20 protein-coding genes and 2 tRNA genes are annotated in these 21,601 nt (G+C 32.9%); 11 read left to right on the top strand and 11 right to left on the bottom strand.

Annotated features, from left to right (window positions below):
• Positions 1-98: 98 nt before the first annotated feature.
• On the top strand, positions 99-1,235 hold the full coding sequence (folK, locus tag H2650_RS00695; protein ID WP_188048838.1) for a 2-amino-4-hydroxy-6-hydroxymethyldihydropteridine diphosphokinase: 1,137 nt from the start codon (positions 99-101) through the stop codon (positions 1,233-1,235).
• A 22-nt stretch (positions 1,236-1,257) separates the two neighbouring features.
• On the opposite strand, the gene H2650_RS00690 is transcribed toward folK, so the two are convergent.
• On the bottom strand, positions 1,258-1,806 hold the full coding sequence (locus H2650_RS00690; RefSeq protein WP_188048837.1) for an RNA methyltransferase: 549 nt from the start codon (positions 1,804-1,806) through the stop codon (positions 1,258-1,260).
• Positions 1,807-1,875: 69 nt separating this feature from the next.
• Positions 1,876-2,328, bottom strand: a complete 453-nt coding sequence (locus H2650_RS00685; protein ID WP_188048836.1) for a DUF1573 domain-containing protein — start codon at positions 2,326-2,328, stop codon at positions 1,876-1,878.
• 167 nt (positions 2,329-2,495) lie between these two features.
• Between H2650_RS00685 and mutS the strand changes: the two genes are divergently transcribed.
• The 4 genes from mutS to H2650_RS00665 all read left to right on the top strand — a co-directional run bounded on the left by mutS (position 2,496) and on the right by H2650_RS00665 (position 6,041).
• On the top strand, positions 2,496-5,102 hold the full coding sequence (mutS, locus tag H2650_RS00680) for a DNA mismatch repair protein MutS (protein ID WP_188048835.1): 2,607 nt from the start codon (positions 2,496-2,498) through the stop codon (positions 5,100-5,102).
• Positions 5,103-5,250: 148 nt separating this feature from the next.
• Positions 5,251-5,326 (top strand) — tRNA-Gly (locus tag H2650_RS00675).
• Positions 5,327-5,337: 11 nt separating this feature from the next.
• Positions 5,338-5,423: transfer RNA gene (locus tag H2650_RS00670), tRNA-Leu, on the top strand.
• 270 nt (positions 5,424-5,693) lie between these two features.
• The gene (locus H2650_RS00665) at positions 5,694-6,041 is read left to right on the top strand and encodes a DUF1508 domain-containing protein (protein ID WP_188048834.1); all 348 of its coding nucleotides are present in this window, start codon (positions 5,694-5,696) and stop codon (positions 6,039-6,041) included.
• 160 nt (positions 6,042-6,201) lie between these two features.
• Here H2650_RS00665 and H2650_RS00660 read toward each other — a convergent pair whose 3' ends face one another.
• The 4 genes from H2650_RS00660 to H2650_RS00645 form a co-directional block, all read right to left on the bottom strand.
• On the bottom strand, positions 6,202-6,435 hold the full coding sequence (locus tag H2650_RS00660) for a hypothetical protein (protein WP_188048833.1): 234 nt from the start codon (positions 6,433-6,435) through the stop codon (positions 6,202-6,204).
• 193 nt (positions 6,436-6,628) lie between these two features.
• Positions 6,629-8,803: a S46 family peptidase gene (locus H2650_RS00655; protein ID WP_188048832.1), complete on the bottom strand. Its 2,175-nt coding sequence runs from the start codon at positions 8,801-8,803 to the stop codon at positions 6,629-6,631.
• Between the two features lie 23 nt (positions 8,804-8,826).
• Positions 8,827-9,273: a GNAT family N-acetyltransferase gene (locus H2650_RS00650; RefSeq protein ID WP_188048831.1), complete on the bottom strand. Its 447-nt coding sequence runs from the start codon at positions 9,271-9,273 to the stop codon at positions 8,827-8,829.
• Positions 9,260-10,501 carry a 3-deoxy-D-manno-octulosonic acid transferase gene (locus H2650_RS00645; RefSeq protein ID WP_188048830.1) on the bottom strand — a complete coding sequence of 414 codons (1,242 nt, stop codon included), beginning with the start codon at positions 10,499-10,501 and terminating at the stop codon, positions 9,260-9,262. Before H2650_RS00645 ends, H2650_RS00650 begins: the two co-directional genes overlap by 14 nt.
• Positions 10,502-10,731: 230 nt before the next feature.
• Here H2650_RS00645 and H2650_RS00640 point away from each other — a divergent pair, with 230 nt between their 5' ends.
• The 4 genes from H2650_RS00640 to H2650_RS00625 all read left to right on the top strand — a co-directional run bounded on the left by H2650_RS00640 (position 10,732) and on the right by H2650_RS00625 (position 13,484).
• Positions 10,732-11,862, top strand: coding sequence for a DegT/DnrJ/EryC1/StrS aminotransferase family protein (locus H2650_RS00640; RefSeq protein ID WP_188048829.1), 1,131 nt, complete (start codon positions 10,732-10,734; stop codon positions 11,860-11,862).
• Between the two features lie 27 nt (positions 11,863-11,889).
• Positions 11,890-12,903 (top strand): UDP-glucose 4-epimerase GalE, encoded by a 1,014-nt coding sequence (gene galE, locus H2650_RS00635; protein WP_188048828.1) that lies wholly within the window; start codon positions 11,890-11,892, stop codon positions 12,901-12,903.
• A gap of 90 nt (positions 12,904-12,993) precedes the next feature.
• Positions 12,994-13,179, top strand: coding sequence for a hypothetical protein (locus H2650_RS00630; RefSeq protein ID WP_188048827.1), 186 nt, complete (start codon positions 12,994-12,996; stop codon positions 13,177-13,179).
• Complete coding sequence (locus H2650_RS00625; RefSeq protein ID WP_188048826.1) at positions 13,167-13,484, top strand: hypothetical protein; 318 nt, start codon at positions 13,167-13,169, stop codon at positions 13,482-13,484. The genes H2650_RS00630 and H2650_RS00625 overlap by 13 nt, the downstream gene beginning before the upstream one ends.
• 87 nt (positions 13,485-13,571) lie before the next feature.
• Here the strand turns inward: H2650_RS00625 and fabD are convergent, their stop codons facing one another.
• On the bottom strand, positions 13,572-14,444 hold the full coding sequence (gene fabD, locus H2650_RS00620) for an ACP S-malonyltransferase (protein WP_188048825.1): 873 nt from the start codon (positions 14,442-14,444) through the stop codon (positions 13,572-13,574).
• 214 nt (positions 14,445-14,658) lie between these two features.
• On the opposite strand from fabD, the gene H2650_RS00615 reads away from it, so the two are divergent.
• Positions 14,659-16,302: a hypothetical protein gene (locus tag H2650_RS00615; protein WP_188048824.1), complete on the top strand. Its 1,644-nt coding sequence runs from the start codon at positions 14,659-14,661 to the stop codon at positions 16,300-16,302.
• Between the two features lie 39 nt (positions 16,303-16,341).
• Here H2650_RS00615 and H2650_RS00610 read toward each other — a convergent pair whose 3' ends face one another.
• Both H2650_RS00610 and purT read right to left on the bottom strand, forming a co-directional pair.
• On the bottom strand, positions 16,342-16,659 hold the full coding sequence (locus H2650_RS00610; RefSeq protein WP_188048823.1) for a DUF6370 family protein: 318 nt from the start codon (positions 16,657-16,659) through the stop codon (positions 16,342-16,344).
• Between the two features lie 2 nt (positions 16,660-16,661).
• Entirely contained in the window at positions 16,662-17,822 is a 1,161-nt protein-coding gene (gene purT, locus H2650_RS00605) for a formate-dependent phosphoribosylglycinamide formyltransferase (protein WP_188048822.1), read from the bottom strand.
• A 175-nt stretch (positions 17,823-17,997) separates the two neighbouring features.
• Between purT and H2650_RS00600 the strand changes: the two genes are divergently transcribed.
• The gene (locus H2650_RS00600; RefSeq protein WP_188048821.1) at positions 17,998-18,801 is read left to right on the top strand and encodes a hypothetical protein; all 804 of its coding nucleotides are present in this window, start codon (positions 17,998-18,000) and stop codon (positions 18,799-18,801) included.
• A gap of 118 nt (positions 18,802-18,919) precedes the next feature.
• On the opposite strand, the gene H2650_RS00595 is transcribed toward H2650_RS00600, so the two are convergent.
• Entirely contained in the window at positions 18,920-20,788 is a 1,869-nt protein-coding gene (locus tag H2650_RS00595) for a U32 family peptidase (RefSeq protein ID WP_188048820.1), read from the bottom strand.
• Positions 20,789-21,059: 271 nt separating this feature from the next.
• Entirely contained in the window at positions 21,060-21,518 is a 459-nt protein-coding gene (locus H2650_RS00590; RefSeq protein WP_188048819.1) for a PA2169 family four-helix-bundle protein, read from the bottom strand.
• Between the last annotated feature and the right edge of the window lie 83 nt (positions 21,519-21,601).

Raw genomic sequence — 21,601 nt, 5'->3', positions numbered from 1 at the left:
TGTTACAAATTTAAAGGTTATAATTCTAAAATTAGTTATTAACAAGCTTTATAAAGATGCGACTTATCTAAATTTGTTTTAGTTAATTTGCGGTTAATATGAAATCACAACATCAGGTCATTTTATCGCTAGGGAGTAATCAGGGCAATCGACTGGAAACTATTGAGAACTGTATAGCATTAATTCATCAAGAAATAGGAACTGTAATTAAGGTTTCTAAGTTATACGAAAGTCCTTCTTGGGGTTTTGATAGTGATGCTTTTTACAATTGTGCTTTAATGATGCATACAACAAGTTCTGCTTCTAAAATTTTGTCGCAAGTTCTAAAAGTAGAAAAAAAGTTGGGAAGAGTTCGTGGCGTAGTTCCAGGATATCAATCTAGAATTATTGATGTTGATATTATTGCATTTGATGAAGCAATAATTAATTCTGAAAAATTACAAATTCCGCATCCTTTGATGCAAGATAGGAAATTTGTTCTATTGCCAATTCAGGATTTAAATCTAGATTGGAAGCATCCTATTTTTAAAAAAAATATTGTAGAATTATTAGAATTTTCTCTTGATGAAAGTGAATGTAAAATAGTTCAAAATTTAAAAAGCCCTTTGGGAAATATTCCTTTAGAGCAATTTAATTATGTTGCTTTTGAAGGGAATATCGGAGCGGGAAAAACAACTTTAACTACTAAAATTGCAGAGGATTTTAATGCAAAAACTGTTTTAGAACGTTTTGCGGATAACCCTTTTTTGCCTAAATTTTATAAAGATCAAAACCGATACGCTTTTCCTTTAGAAATGTCATTCTTAGCAGATCGATACCAACAATTATCAGATGATTTAGCTCAATTTGATTTGTTTAAAGACTTTATAGTTGCAGATTATCATATTTTTAAATCGCTAATTTTTGCTAAAATTACCTTGGCTGATGATGAGTATCGCTTGTATCGCAATCTATTTGATATCATCTATAAAGAAATGCCAAAGCCCGATTTGTATGTTTATTTATATCAAAATTCAGAGCGTTTGCTTCAAAACATAAAAAAAAGAGGACGAAGTTACGAACAAGAAATACCTGCAGATTATCTGGATAAGATTAACAATGGGTATTTGGATTATATAAAATCTCAAACGGAACTGAACGTTTTGATAATTGATGTTTCCGATAGGGATTTCGTTAAAAATCAAGAAGACTACCTTTTTATTTTAGATGAAATTCAAAAGAAAACAAATCAGTAGAAAATATTAATTTTCACATTTTCTAATCTACCTTATTTTCTAACTGCTTGATTTTAACAAATAAATCCCAAACTACAATTCCGGCACTAACTGAAATGTTTAAAGAATGTTTGGTTCCCAATTGTGGAATTTCAATTGATCCATCACAAAGTGCAACTGCTTCTTGAGAAACTCCATAAACCTCATTTCCAAAAACTAAAGCATACTTCTTTTTATTTTCAACTTTGAAATCCTGAAGAAAAACAGCGCTTTCTACTTGTTCGATTGCGAGCGTCATTACGTTTTCCTTTTTTAAGTTTTCTATAACTTCAAGAACGTTTTGATGATGTTCCCATGCAACTGTTTCTGTAGCTCCAAGAGCCGTTTTATGTATTTCTTTGTTGGGAGGCGTAGCAGTAATGCCACAGAGGTATATTTTTTCGATCAAAAAAGCATCTGCTGTTCTAAAAACAGAACCAATGTTGTGTAAACTACGAATGTCATCTAATATTAAAATAATCGGCGTTTTTTCGGATTCTTTGAAACCTTCAATAGATTTTCGATTTAATTCGCTATTTTCAAGCTTTCTCATATTTTGGCTATTATTCAAAAAAAAAGCTTCCTATTCATGGGAAGCTTTCTTCTTATTAATTTATATTAATTAGCTTTTTGCGGCATCAGCTGCTAAAACATTTCCTTTAATTGTAAGTACTTTAGTTGGTTCAACAGCGTTAGTTGTCAAAGTTACTGTTTTATTAAATGATTGTCCTGCTCTAGAAGTATCATACTTTACTCCAATAACTCCTTTTGCTCCTGGAGCAATTGGTTCTCTTGGATAAGTAGGAACTGTACAGCCACATGAACCTTGTGCATTAGTAATGATTAATGGTTTGTTTCCGTTGTTAGTAAATACAAATTCACGTTTACCATCAGAATTATAAGCAACAGTTCCGTAATCAATAGTTTCTGTTTGAAAAACCATTCCTGCACCTTCAATTTTTGCAACTGCTGTAGTTTTAGCTTTGATTTTCTTAGGTGCTTTTGAAGTTTCTTGAGCGTTAGAAGCCGTAACTCCTACAACTAGTAATAATGCTAGTGTAATTATCTTTTTCATTTTATTTGTTTTTTTTAATTGGTTTGACAAATTTAAAGAAAAAATCATGCCAATAGCTTAATTTCATCTTAAAAATCATTAATATTTTTTTGGATCTTTAATAATTGACTATAAATCTATAAATTCGCTCACAGAATTTTTTTCATTCATTTTTAAAATAAAGTAAGTTGGCATCTAAAGATAAATTGGTTAAGGAAACGCCTTTAATGAAGCAGTATAACGAGATTAAACGAAAGTATCCTGATGCTTGTTTGTTGTTTCGTGTTGGGGATTTTTATGAGACTTTTGGTGATGATGCAGTACGGGCTTCAAAGATTTTAGGTATTACTCTAACCAAACGCGGAGCAGGTTCTGAAACAGAGACTGCCTTGGCTGGTTTTCCGCACCACTCTATAAACACCTATTTGCCTAAATTAGTCAAAGCAGGACTTCGTGTAGCAATTTGCGATCAGCTAGAAGATCCCAAAATGACTAAAACAATTGTGAAGAGAGGAGTTACTGAGCTTGTTACGCCTGGTGTTTCTATGAATGATGAGGTTTTACAGTCTAAAACAAATAACTTTTTGGCTGCTATTTTCTTTGCCAATAAATCAATAGGAATCTCTTTTTTGGATGTATCTACAGGTGAATTCTTAACGGCTCAAGGAAACGCAGAATATATAGATAAGCTGTTACAGAATTTTAATCCTAGTGAGGTTTTAATTCCAAAAAATAATAAGAATGATTTCCGAGAAACTTTTGGAGAGGACTACCATACTTTTTATTTAGAAGATTGGATCTATAAGGAAGATTATGCTTTTGAAACCTTAACAAAGCATTTTCAAACCGTTTCTTTGAAAGGGTTTGGAGTAGAAGAGCTTAAAGAGGGCGTTGTTGCCTCGGGAGCAATTTTATATTATCTTTCTGAAACGCAACACAATAGAGTGCAACACATTACGAGTATTCAGCGCATTGCCGAAGACGCTTATGTCTGGATGGATCGTTTTACAATTCGTAATCTCGAATTATATCACAGTTACAATCCAAATGCGGTTACTTTGCTGGATGTTATTGATAAAACGCTTTCGCCAATGGGAGGCCGTTTGCTAAAAAGGTGGTTGGCTCTGCCCTTGAAAGATAGTGTTAAAATAAAAAGTCGTCATGAGGTAGTTTCTTATTTGAAAGCCAATCAAGATGTTTTTAAGAATATTCAAAATCAAATCAAACAAATATCTGATTTAGAACGTTTAATTTCTAAAATAGCAGCCGGAAAAGTATCTCCTCGTGAGGTGGTTTATCTAAAAGAATCATTGGATGCTATTATTCCGATTAAAGATTTAGCCTTGCAAAGTCCGCAAGAAGCAGTAAAAATTATTGGTGATAGTTTGCATAGTTGCGAATTGTTGCGTGAGAAAATAAAAACGGTATTGAATCAAGATGCTCCGGTAGCTATTGCTAAAGGAAATGCTATTGCTAAAGGCGTTCATGCAGAATTGGATGATTTGCGAGCTATATCAACTTCTGGTAAGGAATTCTTAGATGGAATTGAAAAAAGAGAATCTCTAGCAACGGGAATTTCTTCATTAAAAATCTCCTTTAATAATGTTTTTGGCTATTATATAGAAGTGAGAAACATGCATAAGGATAAAGTTCCAGCGGAATGGATTCGCAAGCAAACTTTAGTTAATGCTGAGCGTTATATTACGGAAGAGCTTAAGGAATACGAAACAAAAATACTAGGAGCTGAAGAGAAAATTCATAAAATTGAAGCAGAGTTGTTCGAGCAATTGGTTGGTTGGATTGCTACTTATATTAAGCCAGTACAGATGAATGCGAACTTGGTAGCGCAGTTGGATTGCTTGTGTTCTTTTACCCAACTCGCCATAAAAAATAATTATGTTTGCCCAGAATTAGACGAGACATTCGAACTAGAAATTAAAAACGGAAGACATCCTGTTATCGAAAAACAATTGCCGGTGGGTACTCCGTATATTGCTAATGATGTTTTCTTGGATAGAGAAACCCAGCAGCTTATTATGATTACCGGTCCTAATATGTCTGGTAAGTCGGCTATTTTGCGTCAAACTGCTTTAATAGTACTGTTAGCTCAAATGGGAAGTTTTGTTCCTGCAGAGAGTGTTAGAATGGGTATTGTTGATAAGATATTTACGAGAGTAGGAGCGAGTGATAATATCTCGATGGGTGAATCTACTTTTATGGTCGAAATGAATGAAACGGCTTCAATTTTGAATAATATTTCAGATAGAAGTTTGGTATTGTTAGATGAGATCGGAAGAGGAACTAGTACCTATGACGGAATTTCTATTGCTTGGGCAATTGCAGAGTTTTTGCATGAGCATCCTTCAAGACCTAAAACCTTGTTTGCTACCCATTACCACGAATTGAATGAAATGAGTGAATCTTTACCTAGAATTCAAAACTATAACGTGGCAGTAAAGGAACTCAAAGACACTGTTCTTTTTATTCGAAAATTAGTAAAAGGAGGGAGTGCTCATAGTTTTGGAATACATGTGGCGAAAATGGCCGGAATGCCACAAATAGTAATCTTGAAAGCGCAAAAGCTTTTGAAAAAATTAGAGAAAAATCATTCTAGTGATGCCTTGAATGGAATTAAAGAGGCTAAAGAGGAAATGCAAATGAGTTTCTTTAATTTAGATGATCCTTTGTTAGAAGAGATAAAAGAAGAGATTTTAAATCTAGATATAAATACTATTACTCCTATGGAGGCCTTGATGAAACTCAATGAAATTAAGAGAATGTTAGTTAGGAAATAATTTTATTGTTTTTAAATAATAGGTTATCAGAAGTTTAGCTTTTTTATTGTATTTTTTTATAAAAAAATCTTGCGTAACTCAATAAAAGTCCTAAATTTGCATCCGCAATACACAACAAGTATTGTGGTTCTTTTAAAGAATTGAAAATGCGAAAATAGCTCAGTTGGTAGAGCGCGACCTTGCCAAGGTCGAGGTCGCGGGTTCGAGCCCCGTTTTTCGCTCCACACCACATAATGCTCGGATGGTGAAATTGGTAGACACGCTGGACTTAAAATCCAGTGAACAGCAATGTTCGTGCGGGTTCAAGTCCCGCTCTGAGTACTAAAAAAGCTTCAAACTATGTTTGGAGCTTTTTTTATTTTATAAAATGACTACTTCAGATTTATTGGTGTGATTCAAAGTAATACAATCTCTATGTTTTATCGAGTCTATTAAATTACATTAACTAATGTTATAGTTAGTTTTTAGCATCAAATGACTGTGTTTTATAGTAGATAAAGAAGTTTATGGGTGATATGTCATAATTTAAAAAATGAAGCGAGTAGTCATGTGTTTATTCGTTTTGATTGTCAAATTTATTTAAAGTAAATTATGGGGGCTTTTGTTATTAGTAGAAGGTTTAATGATGAGTATAAATTTGTTTTTACTTCTAGAAAAGGGAAAGTGGTTTTTACTAGTCTCAGTTATGAGCTTAAGTTTGAGTGTGAAGAAGATATTGAAAGATTTAAGCGTGAAATAGAAACAGCAGATTTTTTAAAATTTAAATCCTCAACTGGAAAATTCTATTTTAAACTAATGTTGGATGGCGTTCATTTTGCCACCAGTAGAAAATATACAACTTCATTGCGTTTGCAAAAAGGGATCGACGAAATTGTACGTTATGGATCGGTTTCTGAAATATTAGATTTTTCAGGCAATGATTTTATTTTTCAGGACTAACCTTGTTGTTGATTAATAAAAAAAGAGAATGTCTTTATTAGTAAAGACATTCTCTTTTTTTATTAATCACTTTGTTTCTTTATGAAGTCTAGTGATAGGAAATAAAAAAGCCATCTCGCTTAGCGGGATGGCTTTAAAATTTTTAGAATTTAAGTTCTAATTATTTTTTTACTTCAGCAGCAGCTTCAGTAGCAGTAGCAGCAGCATCAGTTGCAACAGCAGCAGCAGAATCAACTACAGTAGCAGCAGAATCAACAACCATAGCAGCAGAATCAACTACCATAGCAGCAGAATCAACAGCGTTAGCAGACTCTTCAGCAGAAGCGTCAGCTTTTTTACATGATACAACAGTTAATACAGCAACAGCAGCTAAACTTAAAAATACTTTTTTCATCTTAATTTATTATAAAAGGTTAATTATTAATTCGTGGCAAAGATATAAATTTTTTAATATGTAAAATATATTTTTATTTTTTTTTTAAAAAATAATATTTTTCACCAACGTTCATTTAAATAGCAATTATTATGCCAGTTGATTAAAAGGTTAAATTAGTTTTTAATATCGCTAATTTAACCCTTTTTTTAATTTATTTTTTACTTAAGGTCTTCTTTTTTAGTGTTTTACCTTGTTTTGGGTGAACTAGTTTTAATTCGCTAATTAAGTTTTTAGCACCAGCATATTTGTCCATAATAAATAAAACATATCTTATGTCAACCATTATATTTCTACAAATACTAGGGTCATAATAGATATCGCTCATTGTTCCTTCCCAAACTCGATCAAAATTAAGTCCAATTAAATTCCCATAAGCGTCAATTGCAGGGCTTCCTGAATTTCCTCCTGTAGTATGATTGGTGCCTATAAAATTCACTGGCATTTTTCCATTTTCGCTGTACGGACCGTAATCTTTAGTTTTGTATAAATCAATTAGTTTTGCAGGAACATCAAATTCATAATCTCCAGGAATATACTTTTCCATTACACCGTCTAAATACGTTATTGGTGTATAAAGAGTAGCATCTTTAGGTTCGTATCCTTTTACTTTTCCGTAAGTAACTCTTAAAGTACTATTGGCATCTGGAAAAATACGGCTGTCCGTGTTTAATTCTAATTGTGCTTTCATGTAAGTACGTTGCAATGCAGTGATCTCTAAGTTGATTTCATCATATTTTGGCGCAATCTCTTTAGTGTACTTATCTGACAATTCTTTTACTAAGATAAAAGCGGGATCTGCATTTAAGTTTGCTATTACAGTTTTTGCATCGCCAGAAAGTAATTTTTTCAAGCTGTCGTAATCTTTAAGTTTGGATTTGCTATATATTTCTGAAGCTAAATTTTTAGCATTAATGTTCGTTAATCCTTTTGGTAAAAATTGCTTAGATGATTGATTAGCATACAAATCAATCAATTGTTCAAAAACTTTTTCGTCAACTGTTGCATTAAAGTTTTTATAAAAATCTGCCAAACTACTAATTAAATTAGTTTTTCTGTCATTAAAAGCTTGTTCACCTTTAGCGTTATAAACTTGTTCTAATTGGTATAATTTAAATCCGGTGCTAAGCATTTCTGTATTGCGTTGCACTGTCTCCATAAAATATTCTCTTGCAACGGCATAAGGAGCGATTGCAGCATAGTTCTTTTCGAAATCAGCTAATAGTGTTCCGTATTCTTTTTCTTTCCCTGCTTTAACTATTTTTTGTTGAAAAACTTTCTCAGCTTCTCTTTTTACAGCTACAGCATTTGATTTTTTTAATCCTTGAGTTTCTCCAATCCATTTTTTCCAATAATTAGCAATACTAGCATATTTTGAAGCATACTGAATTTTGATGGCATTGTCTTTTCGCATAAAACCATCAGCAACTTTCAAGGCTTTGTCTCTAATTTCTATTTTTGCTGGATTTAACTCATTTACAATTTGCTCAATTGCAACTGCGGGTAAATACTCATTTGTTTTTCCTGGATAACCAAATACTAAAGTAAAATCATCTTCGGCTACACCATCAAGTGAAATGGGTAAAAAGTGTTTTGGTGTATAAGGCACGTTGTCTTTTGAGTATTTTGCTGGATGATTATTTTTGTCAGCATAAATTCTGAATAAAGAAAAATCTCCTGTATGACGTGGCCAAACCCAGTTGTCAGTGTCTGATCCAAATTTTCCTATTGAGGTCGGTGGAGCGCCCACCAAACGAACATCGGTAAAGGTTTCTGTTACAAAAAGCATGTATTGATTGCCTTCATAAAATGTACGAATTTTGTTTTCTTGCCAACTTTCCTTTGGTAGAGAGTTGCTTAATGCTGAAATGTTCTCTTGGATTTTTTTCTGTTTTTCTGCTTCATTTGTAAGTGTAGCTGTTCCGTTCAATACAGCTGTCGTTACATCTTCAATTTTTACAATAAATGTTACGGTCAAACCTTCGTTTGGTAATTCGTCCTCCATTTTATAAGCCCAAAAACCATCTGCAAGGTAATCGTGATCTACTGTAGAGTGTGATTGAATTTGAGAATATCCACAATGGTGATTGGTTAGTATTAATCCTTTTGGAGAAATTACTTCAGAAGTACAACCACCGTTAAAATGAGGAACGGCATCTTTCATACTAGATTGGTTTACATCGTAAATCTCTTTCACAGACATTTTCATGCCTAGATTTTTCATTTCTGTTTCGTTCATGCCTTTTAGTAAGGAAGGAATCCACATACCGCCTTGTTGGGCTTGTGTCTGAATAACAAATAATAATAGGAATAGTTTTAAAAATTTCATGTTTATATATTTAGTTTGCAATTTTACTTGATTTTGTGGGCCATTAATTTTCGATTATGCAATTCAAAACCGTTGGCAATATACAATTTTTGTGCATTTTGATTGTGATTTTCTATTTCTAAGTAGATTAATTTTAATCCCAATTCTGTACTTTTATCCTTAACAAATGATACAGTTTGACCTCCAATTCCTTTGCCTCTAGCTTGTTTGGTTAGGTACAATTCATCTAAAAAAGCAATTTTTCCTTGGTATTCAAAACTGAAAATAAAAGTTAGAATCACATAACCCACAATTTCATCTTCGTTCAAAATAAGCCATGCTTTTCCCAGATTTTCATTGGCAATGAATTCCTTAAATAAAGATTTGCTAACTTTTAGGTCAATAGGATAATTGTCTATCGCATAGAAATCCTGCATCAACAACACTATGGTTTCTATATCTGTAGTGACTAATGGTTTAAAATGTATCATTTAAAATATTTTTTAAAATTATAGAAGTAGCCCCTTTATTCATTTGTACAAAAGTTTCGCAAATATGTCCTTTTTCATTCCTAATATCATCATTCCGAATTAGGTTTATAAAGGTTTCTTTTAATTCTTTAGCATTTGTTATAACACTACAACCTTCCATATTGACTAATGCGGTTGCTTCTGGAAAATGAGAATAGTTAGGTCCGATGACAATTGGAACACCAAACGTAGCAGGTTCTAATAAATTGTGAACACCAGGATTTCCAAAACCTCCACCAACATAAGCAATATCTGCATAGCTATAAATCTTTGTTAGAATACCAACAGTATCAATAATAAAAACATCAAAATCAGCTAAATTCTGTCCTTCTTTTTCAGTGAATAAGACCGTTTTTTTAGTGATGCTACTCTTTAATTGTTGAATTTGTTCTTTCTTGATGTTATGTGGCGCAATTATAAATTTAATTTTCATTGCGTTTGAATGGATAAAATTAATCAATAAGTTTTCATCTTTTGGCCAAGAACTTCCTATAACAATTGTGGTTTTGTTGTCTTTAAATTGAGAAATGAAATCTAATGAATTGTCTTTTTCTAAAATGGTAGCCACTCTGTCAAATCGAGTATCTCCAGAAATTGAAACATTTGTTTTGCCTAGACTTTGCAAGAGTTTTTTAGACTTTTCGTTTTGTACAAAAAAGTAAGTGAAAGCGTTTAATGCTTCTCTGTAAAAACCACCATACCATTTAAAAAAAAGTTGGTTTTCTCTTAATATTCCAGAAATTAGATAAGTCTTTGTGTTTCGTTTTTTAAGGCCCGCTAAATAATTGGGCCAATATTCGTATTTAATAAAAAAAACTAAATCGGGTTGCACTAATTCTAAAAATGTATCCGCATTTTTCTTGGTGTCTAATGGAAGATAAACTGTTACATCTGCTACAGAGTTGTTTTTACGAACCTCATAACCAGAAGGTGAGAAAAAAGTAAGAATGATTTTATGAGACGGAAATTGTTTTTTTACAGCTTCTATAACAGGTAAACCTTGTTCGTATTCGCCCAAAGAAGCGGCATGAAACCAAATTGTTTGATCGGATTGATTTATTTTTTGTTGCAATGTTAAAAAAACATCTTTTCGTCCTTCTACAAAAAGTTTCATTTTAGGACTGAAAATGGCTGTGATTTTTAATAAAAAACCAGCAAATTGAACCACTAAGTTATAGAGAAAAAGCATCTTTTAGAATTTGGGGCTAAAATACGGTTTCTTTATTTTAGTTTCTTCGAATGAAATGCTTAAAATTTATTTTGTTACAGCTTCACTTTTTTATTTCATCAAAATAGAATTTATTTTAAGTGGTGTTCATTGGTTTGAACTCAATAATAACTATTTTTGTTCTTCGTTTTTAGAAAGAGTTCGTTGTTTTTAAAAACAGTATCCTTTCGAACTTTAAACAAGCAAAATCAATGAAAAAAATTCAAATGGTTGACTTAAAAAGTCAATACGATAAGATAAAAGAAAGTGTAAATAGTTCAATTCAAGAAGTTTTAGAAACCAATACTTATATTAATGGACCTCAAGTTCATCAGTTTCAAAAATCTCTAGAAACTTATTTAGACGTAAAACACGTAATTCCATGCGCAAACGGAACCGATGCTTTGCAAATTGCAATGATGGGTCTAGATTTAAAACCAGGAGATGAGGTAATTACTGCCGATTTTACTTTTGCTGCTACTGTTGAGGTTATAGCCTTGCTACAATTGACACCCGTTTTAGTAGATGTTGATTTAGTTAACATGAATATCTCTATTGAAGGAATCAAAAAAGCCATTACTCCAAAAACTAAAGCAATTGTACCGGTTCATTTATTTGGTCGTGCCGCTAATATGGAAGCTATTATGGCTCTTGCCAAAGAACATAATCTATATGTAATTGAAGATAATGCGCAAGCAATTGGCGCTAATTGCAAGTTTTCTGACGGAACAAAAAAGAAAGCAGGAACGATAGGTCATGTTGGTGCAACTTCGTTCTTTCCGTCTAAAAATCTTGGTTGTTATGGAGACGGAGGTGCTATTTTTACTAATGATGATGCTTTAGCACATAAATTACGTGGAATTGTAAATCACGGAATGTACGAACGCTACCACCATGATGTTGTAGGTGTAAATTCTCGTTTAGATAGTATTCAAGCAGCTGTTCTGAATGCTAAATTACCCTTGTTAGACCAATACAACAAAGCAAGACAAGACGCCGCTAGAAAATATTCAGCCGCTTTTGAAGGACATAAAAATATTATTTCACCAACGATATGTGATATTTGTGATTGTCATGTTTTTCATCAATATACATTGCGTATTATTGCGGCAGATAGAAATGGATTAATGCAGCATTTATTAGACAAAGGAATTCCATGTGCTATTTATTATCCAATTCCATTACATTCTCAAAAAGCTTATTTAGATACGCGTTACAAAGAAGAAAATTTTCCAGTAACGAATCAATTGGTGCAAGAAGTGTTATCATTGCCAATGCATACGGAGTTAGATGATGAACAAATTAAATACATTACAGATAGCGTTTTAGAATTTTTAAAATAGATTCTTGAAGCAAAATAATTAATAAAAATGAAGGTATTAGTAACAGGAGGTTTAGGTTTTATTGGTTCTCATACCGTAGTTGAATTGCAAAACGAAGGTTTTGAAGTTATAATTGTAGATAATCTTTCCAATACTTCTTTGAGTGTTTTAGATGGAATTGAAAAAATTACAGGCAAAAAGCCCATTTTTGAAAATTTAGATTTACGCGAAAAAGAGAAAGTACAAGATTTTTTCAAAAGGAATAGTGATATATCTGGTGTAATTCATTTTGCAGCTTCAAAAGCGGTAGGTGAAAGTGTTGAAGACCCTTTGTTGTATTATGAAAATAACATCAGTGCACTGATTTATGTTTTACAACAATTACAACAAAAACCCGAAGCCAATTTTATTTTCAGTTCTTCTTGTACGGTTTACGGTCAAGCCGAAAAGATGCCAATTACGGAGGATGCAGCACTTCAACAGGCCGTTTCTCCTTATGGAAATACAAAAGCGGTAGGAGAAGAAATCATAACTGATACCGCAAAAGTGACCAATATTAATGCTATTTTGTTGCGTTATTTTAATCCTATTGGTTCCCATCCATCTGCTGAAATTGGTGAATTGCCTATTGGTGTTCCTCAAAACTTAGTACCATTTATTACTCAAACAGGTTTTGAATTGCGAAAAGAATTGGCTGTGTACGGCGACGATTATCCAACACCAGACGGAACGGCTATTCGTGATTATATTCACGTTGTAGATTTGGCGAAAGCCCATGTAATAGCTTTACAGCGTTTAATAAACAAAAAAAACACAGCAAAAGTAGAAACCTTTAATTTAGGAACAGGAACAGGAAGTTCTGTTTTAGAAGTGATAAATAGTTTTGAAAAAGTGAGCGGTAAAAAATTGCCATACAAAATTGTAGGACGCAGAGAAGGAGATATTACTTCGGCTTACGCCAATACGGACAAGGCAAATAATGTTCTAGGTTGGAAAGCACAATCTACGCTTGAAGAAGCGATGGCAAGTGCTTGGAAATGGGAACAGAAAATTAGAGGTTAGATTTTTAAATTGATATTTATTAAAGATCCCAAATTATCAAAATGATGGTTTGGGATTTTTTTGTAAATTTGTTTCGCTAATACATTCATTATGAACGATAAAATAGAAAATTCAAACAAAGCGGAAGAACCAATTACGGCTTACAAAACTACTTTAAAACAAAAGGGTATTGGAGAAAATTTCGATTTTGATAAGGAATTCAAAAATGGATATACACCTGAAGAGCTTTTATCAGAAATGAAGAAACGAATAAGTAAGTATCCTTGGAAAAAATAATTTATAAAAATGATATTTTAGATTATTTCGATGATTTAGTATTTTTATTATTCAATAAAAAATACTTTTCTTATCAAGAAAATGCAGACAAGTATTTAGAAAAATTAATACAATTTGTTTCTGATAATATAAGAGACTTTCCAAATCGGAAAACTCCGCAAGAATTAAAATATCTTGGTTCAAATTATATTTTTTACAACTCTAATAAACGAACCACTTGGTATGTTTTTTTCGAAAATTCTGGCAAAAATTATTTGATTACTGGAATATTAAATAATCATTGCGAAGAAGCGAATAGATTATAAAACAAAAATCCTCATAAAAATGTATTTATGAGGATTTTTTATTTTAAAATAGACTGACCCATAAAAACGGATCACTGTTAACTAATATTATGCATTCGCGGTAACCGCTTCTTTGTCAATTTTTCCAATTAAACCGGCTAATACTTTTCCAGGGCCCACTTCTGTAAATAAAGTGGCGCCATCAGCGATCATTTGCTGTACCGATTGTGTCCATTTTACGGGAGCAGTCAATTGGATTATTAAGTTTTTCTTGATTTCCTCTGGTGATGAAATTGCTGTTGCAGTTACATTTTGATAAACGGGGCAAATAGGAGTAGAGAACGTAGTTGCTTCAATAGCTGCCGCCAGTTCTTCTCTTGCTGGTTCCATCATAGGCGAGTGAAATGCTCCGCCTACAGGTAATAATAAAGCTCTTTTTGCACCAGCTGTTTTCATGGCTTCACACGCTTTTTCAACTGCTGACGTTTCGCCAGAAATTACTAATTGTCCAGGACAGTTATAGTTTGCTGCTACTACAACACCGTCAATCGAAGCGCAAACTTCTTCTACGATATTGTCTGCTAATCCTAAAACTGCTGCCATTGTTGAAGGCTTAATTTCGCAAGCTTTTTGCATAGCAAGTGCTCTTTTTGAAACTAATTTAAGACCATCTTCAAAAGATAAAGTACCATTGGCAACTAAAGCTGAAAATTCACCTAATGAATGACCTGCTACCATTTCTGGTTTAAAATCTTCTAATGTTTTTGCTAAAATTACTGAGTGCAAGAAAACTGCTGGTTGCGTAACCTTAGTCTCTTTTAATTCTTCTGCAGTTCCCTCAAACATAATGTCTGTGATGCGGAAACCTAATATTTCGTTTGCTTTTTCAAACAATTCTTTTGCTAGTGGAGAATTCTCATATAAGTCTTTGCCCATTCCTGTGAATTGTGCGCCTTGACCCGGGAATACATATGCTTTCATATTTATCTTTTTATTGTTTACCAATTTCTTCTATTAAAAAGGAATCAAATGCAAAAATACTATTTTTTACCCTATTTAAAAAAATCTCTTTTGTTTACCTTAAGGAATTAAAAATAGCAATATTCATGACAGAATGCTTGGTCCTTGTAATTCTGTCAGCAATTTTTGTAACATATCTTTAACTTTTATACTAATGAAGTATAAAAAGAAAGTCATGAAAAAAATTCTATCCGTTTTAGCACTTGCTGTTGTAGCCTTTATATTATTTTACATCAATTTGCCAGTAATAAACTATGGTTTTACTGGATTCGCTTTTATTTTATTAGTATTGGTTATTCTAGTTATTGTATATTCTAGTGGTTTAACGGTTTCAGAAAAAACAAAGCAGGTAAAGCTTGCCGCTATGCCAAGTAAGTATTTATATGTTTTAGTAGCTATACTTTTATCATACTGTATTTTATTACCACTTATTACTAGTACGAAAATGTTTAGAAGCGATTCCTATCAGAAATTAATTGGTGAAGTTAAAAATGGAGAAAAAATTACAAACCATATTGCTCCAATTTCTATAGATAAAATTAGAGTGGTCGATGAAAAGTTAGCTTATCTTTTAGGAGAGAAAATATTAGGTTCTCAGCCTGCTCTTGGAAGTCAAGTAGAATTAGGAGATTTTTGCATTCAAAAAGTAAATGATGAGTTGTATTGGGTTGCGCCCTTATTACATTCTGGACTTTTAAAATGGTTTAATAACCAAGAGGGAACTGCAGGATATGTAATGGTTTCTGCAACCAATGAGCGTGATGTGAAATTAGTGCAACATGTGGGCGGAAAAGCGATAAAGATTAAGTACCAACCCGGTGCTTATTTTGGTAGTGAATTGCATCGCCATGTTTATTTTAATGGATATGCCACTGCTGGTTTAGCCGATTTTAGTTTTGAGATTGATGATGCTGGAAATCCATTTTGGGTGATCACTAAATATGAAAAGAGAATTGGTTTTTCTGGAAAAGAAGCTAATGGAATTGTTGTTGTTGATGCACAATCGGGAGCTATGACTGAATATTCAATTGCTAAAACGCCACTATGGGTAGATCGCATTCAGCCTTTAGGTTTTATAGAAGACCAATTAAATGATTGGGGAGAATATGTGCATGGGTATTGGAACTTCTCCAATGCAGATAAATTACAAACCACAGAAGGTTTGACTTTAGTGTACGGAAAAGATAACAAATCCTATTGGTACACCGGATTGACTTCTGTAGGGAAAGATGAGTCTGCAGTAGGTTTTGTATTGGTAGATACTAGAACAAAAGAAGCGACCTTTTACAAGCAAAGTGGAGCGACAGAATTTGCTGCTCAAAGTTCAGCCGAAGGGAAAGTTCAAGAAAAAGGATATAAAGCTTCGCTGCCTATTCCGTATAACATCAATAATATACCTGCTTATGTGATGACGCTTAAAGATGATGGAGGTTTGGTAAAAATGTTTGCTATGGTTGATATTTCCGATTATACAATTGTTGGAGTAGGAAATACGATGAGAGAAACATTGACCGCTTTTAAAAACGTCTATAATATGGCGGATAACAAGATAAATCCCAATAATGTCTCTAATAAAAAAACAGTAAAATCAGTAGTTACTCGAATTCAAAATGATGTTAAAAACGGAAATAGCTTTTATTATTTTAAAGTGAAAGATTATCCTAATATTTTCGTGGGTTCTTCTCAAATATCAAGTCAGTTGCCCGTAACAATTATCGGAGATAGTATTTCAGTTTCCTTTGATTTAGATTTAGAAGAAGTAATTGATATTTCAACATTCGAAAATATTAATCTAAAATCGAGTATGAAAAAGAAGTAGTAAAAAGAAAGGCTTGCAGTGATTATTGCAAGCCTTTTTTTATTTTTTAGGTACTAGTTTAAAAGAAGTCACTTTAAATCTATCGTCAACTATTTTTCCAACTACCTCTGCTTTTCTGACTGCAGCACAAAAACCGTCATCAGCATGTGCATCTCCATGTGCATCTATTGAAGTGCCATCTACAAAATAGGATTTCCCATCAATGCGAACGGCTAAATCGCAGCCATGTCCTTTCATATCAAATTGACATTGACCGCAAGCGGCTTCTACAATTTGTGGTTTTATTTCCTCTTTTTTTTCTTGAGCACTTATTGCTACTGCGAAAAATAAAAATGTTGCTACTATTATTTTTTTCATAATTATAAATTTACGGTTACTAAGGTAGCAGCATTTTTTGCTCTTTCCACAATTTCTTCAATTGGTGTTTCTAGAATGTCGTTTGCAAGTGCAACTCCCATTCTTCGGTATGGTCTCGAAGTTGGTTTTCCAAAGATTCTAAAGTCAGTTTTTGGTAAAGCTGCTATTTTTTCGATTCCGGAATAGCTTGGATTTTCTGAATTTTCTGAAGCTAAGATAACAGCACTAGCACCTGCTTTTTCTAGAGTAATCTCAAAAATCGGTAAACTTAAAATTGCTCTTAAATGCAATTCAAATTGATTAAAATTTTGGGTTCCTGCTAAGGTGACCATTCCTGTATCATGCGGACGAGGTGATAACTCCGAGAAATAAACGCCTTCATCTGTTAGAAAAAACTCAACGCCAAATAGACCAGCGCCACCTAATGCTTCGGTAACTTTTTCGGCCATATCTTGTGCCTCATACAAGTCCTTGTCGGAAATACGTGCAGGTTGCCAACTTTCCATATAATCGCCACGTTCTTGTCTATGACCAATAGGTGCGCAAAATAAGGTGGGATTGTTGTTTTGAACAACAGTTAGTAAAGTGATCTCCGAATTGAACTGGACAAATGCTTCGACGATTACTTCTACTACATCACCACGGGAACCTTCAACGGCATAATTCCATGCTTTATCAATATCGGCAATTGTCTTTATTGTAGATTGTCCTTTTCCAGACGAACTCATTAACGGTTTTACAACGCAAGGCATTCCTACTGCTTCAACTCCTTTATGTAGTTCTTCAGCGGTGGTTGCATAGCGATAATTAGCCGTTTTTAATCCTAATTCTTTTGAAGCTAAATCCCGAATTGCTTTTCTGTTCATTGTAAAGTTGGCCGCTTTCGCCGAAGGAACAACTACAATTCCTTGCTTTTCGTACTTGTAAAACTGTTCCGTACGAATCGCTTCTATTTCTGGGACAATAAAGTCAGGTTGATGTTTGGCAACAATACGGTCTAAAGCTGTTCCGTCTAACATATTGATAACTTCAAAAGCATGCGCAACTTGCATCGCTGGTGCATTTGCGTAGCTATCGACAGCAATTATTTTTTGTCCGATTCTTTGTGCTGCAATGGTAAACTCTTTACCCAGCTCGCCAGAACCTAGAAGTAATATTTTCATTTTATCTCATCTTAATTGAGTAGTAAAAATAGAAAAACACTTTTTATAATACGTTAAAATTTATTTTAATTTATGGTTATAACTTTTGAATAACTTAAATTGAATTTTCTCACAAAAAGAGAACTATATTTATATATTTGTGGGTTTTTAAATCATAATTATAATTCAAAAAATAATGAAAACAAATTTTTTTTTATTGATCACTGCTTTATTTCTAACTACATTAGGATACTCCCAAATTACATTCAATGTGGGAATGGGGCAACAGAAAGCAGAAGGTATTGTTTTTAAAAAGGACAATCAAAATGTTAGTGGGCTAGTGCATTTTCCAGGTTTTAAGGAAAAAAGAATAAAAGTGAGAGTCGCTGATAAAAGCGAAAAATTTGATGGGAAAGATATTGACTCGGTACAGATATTTGATGAAAATAAAAAGTTGATTTATACTTTCTTTTATACTAAAACAAAAACATATAAAGCAAAAGGAAAAGAGACAAAGATTGAAAAAGAAGGCTGGATTTGTAAAACAATGGAAGGCAAAGTCTCCTTATACTTAGGAGGATTGTCCTATGGAATTAAAGACGCTAAGGTTGAGGGTGATGCTATTAAAGAAGGAAAGACAAAAGCAGATAAAATAAAAATTAGAAAAATGAAAGTGGTTTCTGAAGAAGTACATCACTACTTAAAAAGAAAAAACGAAGATTATCCAACACTTGTGTCTTTGAGCTCAAACGGAGCTTCTGTAGGGTATAATGCTTTTTTCAGAGAATTTGCAGTCTATTATTTTAATGATAATCAAGAAATTGCGAAAAAGATTGAAGAAAAAGAATATAAGTATGATGATATAGAAGAGGTAGTAAACTTATATAATGTTAAACCAAAGTCTAAAGTAAAAGCAGAGGTAAAATCGGATGCAAAAGAGGTAGCAAAGCCAAAAGCAACTAAGGTTACAAAAAAGAAACCGACTAAAAAAAATAAATAAGAGCAATTGATTTTATTAGATTCTTTAATAAAAATCGATAAATTACTGATTTTTAGAAATAATAAAGCGTTCAAAAATTTATAAATAAATTTTTGAACGCTTTTATTTTACTTCTCAATTAATGAAAATGATCTTCTTCAATTTCAAACTCAGCATCTTTTTCCCAAATTTCCATTTCACAAGGCTTGCAATTGAATTTCAATTTGTATTCTAGTTCGCCTTGCTTTAAGACTAGAGGTTCTTTTAACTTCTCGCCCATAATTTCTTTTTGATGTATAGGGCATTTTTTTAATTCGTATTTGATGCAATATTTAGTAGTCATTACACGAGATTTTCCTGGTTCCCATTGTAATTCAAATGCTTTTTCTATTTCCGTAACACCGTGACGCTCATAAAATTTACGTGCCAATTTGTTAGATACATTGTACATGAAATCTAATTTAGTTTCAGGATAAGGATGTGAAGTTTTAACCAATTGGTGTTCTTCAACTTTGTAGCCAGCCATACGAATTGCTGATAATTGTTCAAAAACAGTACGTCTCATTTCATTGATTTTTGAAATAGGTAGAAACCAGTTTTCTGAAAACATCACATTAATTTCATCGGCTTTATAAGGAGTGAATCCTGTTTTAGCCAATTGTGTTTTTATATTTTCGGCAATAGATTCGTTGTTTTTAGTTTGCTCTTTAGCATGTTCTAAATGAACTGTGCTCACAAAACCGTCTTCATCAGTAGCGATTAATTCGAAACCATTTTCATTTTCGGTCAATAATAAAGTAGTACTTATTTTTCGAACCGCACTATCTTCGCGCTCTACGATTTTGATAAAGGCAGCATCATTATTGCGGTAAATAAAAGTGCCTTCTTTTAATTCCTTTAAAACATTGGGATAGGCTAAGCCGTTTTCGACTTTATTTACATAGATTCCATCTGCTTCATTGTTGTCGTTTATGTAGCAAAGTCCATCGCCATTGTTAAGTAGTTCTCCATTTTCAATTTGGTAAGCGTTACCAATTGTTTTGATTAATTTACCAATATATTGACCTTTTGATTTTGGACTTTCCCAAGACCCGATAGATTGGTCTCTTCCGTTTACAAAATAATCGGTGTATCCCCGATTGAAGCTTTTGTTTAAAGCAGAATCGAAAGTAAAGGTGCATTTTCCCGAAGAAGCTTTAGTGTAGCTTTCATTTCCTTCTAGAAAAGCATCTAGTTTTTGTCTTAGATATGAAACATTATTTTTTACATATACAATATCCTTCAATCGGCCTTCTATCTTGAAAGAGCAAACTCCCGCTTCGATTAAGTTTGGAATTTGATCTGAAACATCAAAATCCTTGATAGAAAGTAAGTGACTGTTTTTGATTAATGTTTCACCGTGTCCGTCAATTAAGTTGTAAGGCAAACGACAGTTTTGAGCGCATGAACCACGGTTGGCGCTGCGTTCTCCATTGGCAACACTCATGTAGCAGTTTCCACTAAAGGAAACACACAAAGCGCCTGTTACAAAAAACTCTAATTCTACATCTGATGCTGTACTAATTGTTTTTATTTGATGAAGGTTTAATTCTCGAGCTAAAACGACACGTTTCATTCCAGCATCTTTCAGGAATTTAATTTTGTCAGCGTCGCGGTTGTTTGCTTGTGTGCTTGCATGTAAAACGATTGGAGGTAACTCCATTTCCATGATTGCCATATCTTGCACGATAAGCGCATCTACTTTAATGTCGTACAATTTCCAAATCATCTGACGACACGTTTCCAATTCATTATCGTATAAGATGGTGTTGATTACAACAAAAACTTGAGCGTGGAATAAGTGAGCATATTTTACTAATTCAGCTATATCTTCGATCGAGTTCGTTGCATTAGAGCGTGCTCCAAATTGTGGTGCTCCAATATATACTGCGTCGGCCCCACTGTTGATGGCTGCCATTCCGTGTATTAAATCTTTTGCTGGAGCAAGTATTTCTATTTTCTTTTTCATCTAGTTGATGATAAATTGTTAATTTTTAAAACTTTAGTCTTTTTAGAGTTCCCTCAAAAAAGTCTGCAAAGGTCTAATTAATTATCCAAGATTTCTAACGAATAGCTATTTTTTTAAAAATAAATAGAATTATAAAAAGAGTTTTTTATAACGGTTTGTTAATTCGATTAAAATTGGAGCTCAGCACACCATATTTGTAAATAGTTATTAAAAAATAAAAACCACTTAGCATAAGCTAAGTGGTTTTTATATAAAAATATTCTAATAGTAATTAAGATATTTTTTTTGCTTTAATTTTAGTTAAAGTACTTTGTATGCTATTTAATTGTTTCGTGATCATAGCAATTTGGTTGGTTTGTAAGTGGTCTTTTTTCAAAACCTCTTCATATTTCTCAATTGCAGCTTCTTCTCCAGTAATACAAGCGTTTATAATCGCTTCTGTATCTCCGCCAGTAAACGACGCTTTAATGTCAATCCAAGTACGGTGTAGCGCTCCTAAAGCTCCTCCACCAGACTCATCAGTTGATTTTCCTAGTCTGTTTATTTCATCTTGAAGTTCTACAATAAAAAGGGAACGTTCACGAGCATATTGTATAAAATCAGATTTTATTGATGCCTCTTCAGCGTGTTCTGCTGCATTGGTATATCCTAGTTTTCCATCCTCTAGAATTGAAATTAATCCTTCTAATGTGCTTACTGTTTCTTTTGTGGTTTCATCTGTATTTAACATGATATAATTTTTTAATTAATGTATAATACAAAGTTGTAGAAACTTGTAATAAATTGTATTACACAATTTTAAAAAATATTTAT

Source organism: Flavobacterium sp. GP15 (assembly GCF_014281985.1).
GTDB lineage: Bacteria > Bacteroidota > Bacteroidia > Flavobacteriales > Flavobacteriaceae > Flavobacterium > Flavobacterium pygoscelis.
The sequence above is the reverse complement of the archived record's forward strand: the minus strand, read 5'-3'. Positions and strand labels throughout refer to the sequence as shown.